Raw genomic sequence first — 4,153 nt, forward strand, 5'->3', positions numbered from 1 at the left:
AATATACATCAAACATTTCAAAATAACTACTTGGCTTAACGCAGTCATTGCACTGATTTTATACTTTCTTAACTTATGAACAAAACGCAAGCGTCCGATTAGAAACATAGCGACTGGAGCGAATCAACAGAGATAAAGGAATCACGGGGTGCTTACGAGCCAATGATGACTTAGCATAGGCGATTCGTGAAGTTGCTTCGTTTCTGGGCGCTGGAACTGGACGCGGCTCAACACACCCCTATTTATCCACACGGGCTAATTTTATCATTTCCTTGACAATAAAATAACTGCCGAGAAAAATTTCTCGGCAGTGTAGGGAGACTCTGTTAGTCAACCCACTATTTCATTAGCTTAGCAGCTGCTCCATTTCATTTAGTTTCTCCTCAAATACATCTAGAGCATCTAAAATAGGCTGTTTATCGTTCATATCTACTCCTGCTTGCTTCAATACTTCAATTGGATAATCACTACTACCTGCTTTCAAGAAATTGATATAGCGTTTTACTGCATCTCCCTTACCATCTAGGATCTGACTTGCTAATGCGGTAGCTGCAGAGTATCCTGTAGCATATTGGTATACATAGTAGTTGTAATAAAAATGAGGAATTCGTGCCCATTCCATCCCGATTTCTTTATCGGAAATTACCCCATCGCCAAAGTATTTTTTATTTAGATCGTAGTATACCTCTGTTAATTTTTCTGCAGTTAGCGCTTCACCTTCTTGCTGTTTCACATGAATAATATGCTCAAATTCCGCGAACATTGTTTGACGGAAGACAGTACCTCTAAATCCTTCTAGGAAATGGTTAAGCAAATATAGCTTTTGCTTCTCATCCTCTAAGTTATTCAATAGATAGTCATTTAACAATGCCTCGTTACAGGTAGATGCTACTTCTGCTACAAAAATAGAATAATTTCCATAACGGAAAGGCTGATTTTTTCTTGTATAATAACTATGCACGGAATGTCCAAGCTCATGAGCTAATGTGAACATATCATTAACATTGTTTTGCCAATTTAACAGTATATATGGGTTAGTACCGTATGCACCAGAAGAATATGCGCCACTACGTTTTCCTTTATTCTCTTCTACATCAATCCATCGATTCTCATAACCTTCTTTTATGATACTTAGATAGTCATCACCTAATGGAGAAAGCCCCTCTAAGACGTATTGCTTGGCTCTTTCAAAAGGAATCTCCATATCTACATCCTGAACAAGCGGCGTATAGAGATCATACATATGCAACTCATCCAGCTTTAACACTTTTTTACGTAATTCGGTATATCGATGAAGTAATGGGAGCTTTTCATCAACTGCTTCTATCAAATTATCATAGACCTTTTCCGGAATATGATTATCATCCAATGCTGCTTGTCTTGCAGAATTATAATTTCTAACCTTTGCAAAGAAGTTATCCTTCTTAATATTCCCGCTTAATGTAGAAGCGAACGTGTTTTGAAATTTCCCGTACGTATCATACATTGCTTCAAAGGCTGCTTTGCGGACAGAACGATCCTTGGACTCCAAAAAACGGATATATCGTCCATGTGTTAGATCTACTTCCTCTCCATTTTCATTTTTTATCGATGGAAATGTTAAATCTGCATTATTCAGCATACCGAATGTTTGCGAAGCAGCTGACATCGGTTCTGATGATTCAGCAAGTATTGCCTCTTCTCGCTCGCTTAAAATATGTGGCCGTTGACGGGTAATTTCATCCAACGTCTTTTTATAGGCCTTTAAACCTTGTTCTTCCTTTAAAAAACGATTTAGCTTCTCCTCATCGATTGCTAAAATTTCGGGAACTATAAAACTCATTGAACTAGAAGCTGAAGTCAATATACTCTCGGCCTGAGCATTTAACCGCTGATACATGCCATTTGTTGTATCTTGATCATATCGCATATGCGCATATGTATATAGCTTACCTAGTCGTTCTGATAGCTTATCCTGTAGCTGCAATAATTCTAGAAGTTTTGCAGGTGATTCTGCTAATTTTCCTTGGTATGCTTCAATTTGTGGAATAGCTTGCTGCAGACTTTTCCATTCCTGCTCCCACGCATCATTCGTTTCGAAGATATCTTCTAATTTCCACGTTGACTCTTCAGGTAATTCTTCTCGTTTAGGTAATTCCTTAGTTGATTTAGCCAATTCTATTCCTCCCTATTCGTCCTATAGTTATTCTTTCGTGATGTGTTTGCTAATTCCTTTTTAGCCAATAAACAAAACTCATTATCTTGTTTGTTAAGCATTTTAAAGTCTTCTTTTAAAATGCATACTTGCTATTTAGTATATCGTATTATTTATGAATCATGCTTTTATTTTGCTTCTGTAATTGATTAATGATTAGCTGATCTTCTTCTAGTGCTCGCTCTAAAGTTGAAGGAACGAAAACTGGTATGCGTTTTGTATAAATAAAGGGAGCATTCTGCTTTACAATTTTCAGTTGTTCAAGTAGAGACATATATTCTATAAGAGGATTTTTCGTCTTTAATAATAGTGGGGTTTGACTTATTGACCTAGTTTGCTTGTTCAATAAACGACCAATAAATCTAACATCCATTTTTGTACCAACTGATAGAGGAGCTATATGATCTAAGATAATTTTACTTTGCCAGAGCCATAGAGGCTTGTTCATACGAATCTGCGATGATATCGGTAAATAAATGAGGGACGGCAATGTTTCCACATGGTGTTGTTTTATATATAGCCATTTCAACCATAAAAATTCTTGCTTGGTTGTTCGAACTCGTGATTTGGTCCGAAAAAGCATCTTTTCCTTTAACCATAATGGATACAGTTCTTGTTTAGGGAAAGAAATTTCTTTAAATATATCCGTAAAAATGAGATGCTTGAGCTTTGTAATTACAAACTTACCTAATGCTTTAAAACTGGTAGTAAAATAAATGTTTTGGGCGGTAATAAAGTAACGTGTAATAGGACAGAAGAAAAAAACTTTCAAAGATTGGCTTGTGGGAAATTGATGTATAAAGGAGCTGGTAAATGGAGATAAACGAAATTTACTGGCTGTTTCACGCTTAAAATGCTTAGCACCAAGTATCCATATGGGAGTAATTCCTGCAGCCTGATAACCCTTATTTCTGGCCGTAATAATAGATATTGGAATTGTAGCACACTGATATTCCAAAGCTATCTTTTTCGTGTTAACCGTTAATAAAATATCAGGTCGCTGTTGAATTTCATTGAGGAATGGCTCCAATGTTACGTTTAGCTTTTGGGCTTTTAACCATTGATACAGTATTAATTTCCCGGACTCATGATACGCCCCTTCACCATCTTCACGAATTCGGCAGTGGCTTGATGAATAATGAGCGAAATGTGGGATTACCTCTGCACCTGCTTTCATGATTACTTGCTGCTTACATATTGGACAATAAAAGGTCTGTTTTCGCAATTGTTCAATTTCATGCCTTGTTTTAATAGAAAGTAGCACGATTTCTCCAGTTTGCGCTATTGCTTGCAGCATAAAAACACCTCCGTGAATAATAAGAATTCGACAGAAAGTGCTTAAATCCTTCTAATTATTCTTCTTTTTCTTTAAGCGAATGGTACTTAAAAATAAAGCGCTACCTAAAAAAATAAAAGAAAGAGACAGATACTGATCCCGCCACTCGAAAACTGCACCTAATCGTTGGATGAATAATAAAATTCCTGTAATCATGAATACAGCAGCAATGATGATATTTACTTTACCGTATAAGGGTAGATTCCTCATGCGCTCACCTCTCCTGTTATATTCTATCAAATTAAACAACGTTGTAGGAAGAAAATTAAATCCAAAATTAATCAATCGGACATTTACTGGCAGTCCACCCCACATTATCCATATCGGTTTCACTGATATGAACGAAAATATCAAGTCCCAGTTCATCATTCCGTAAAAGATACTATTTTTGGCAATACGAAGCTAGAGGCACCACTTTTTGTGCTTCCTCAGAAAAACTTTATACGGAGTGGCGGGTAAGTTAGCCTACTTAGGTTTAGCCAATTATTTTTCTTCTTGGAGTGGCGGGCTTACTGCCAGTTATATGTGGGACAAAAAAAGAACATAAAAAAAACGGAGCAAAATTCGCTCAGTCCTTATCACTAAATGCTCAGATCTACGCTTCCTATAGTAGCTATTATGGA

Annotated in this window: 3 protein-coding genes; all 3 read right to left on the minus strand. The window is 36.7% G+C overall.

Annotation, left to right across the window (positions count from 1 at the left end):
• Positions 1-346 precede the first annotated feature (346 nt).
• Complete coding sequence (pepF, locus tag Q1A47_RS20160) at positions 347-2,155, minus strand: oligoendopeptidase F (protein WP_211911314.1); 1,809 nt, start codon at positions 2,153-2,155, stop codon at positions 347-349.
• 148 nt (positions 2,156-2,303) lie between these two features.
• On the minus strand, positions 2,304-3,491 hold the full coding sequence (locus Q1A47_RS20165) for a competence protein CoiA (protein WP_051388294.1): 1,188 nt from the start codon (positions 3,489-3,491) through the stop codon (positions 2,304-2,306).
• Between the two features lie 51 nt (positions 3,492-3,542).
• Positions 3,543-3,740 (minus strand): hypothetical protein, encoded by a 198-nt coding sequence (locus Q1A47_RS20170; protein ID WP_026680656.1) that lies wholly within the window; start codon positions 3,738-3,740, stop codon positions 3,543-3,545.
• Positions 3,741-4,153 lie beyond the last annotated feature (413 nt).

Source organism: uncultured Virgibacillus sp. (genome assembly GCF_947495635.1).
GTDB classification, from domain to species: domain Bacteria; phylum Bacillota; class Bacilli; order Bacillales; family Amphibacillaceae; genus Virgibacillus; species Virgibacillus salarius.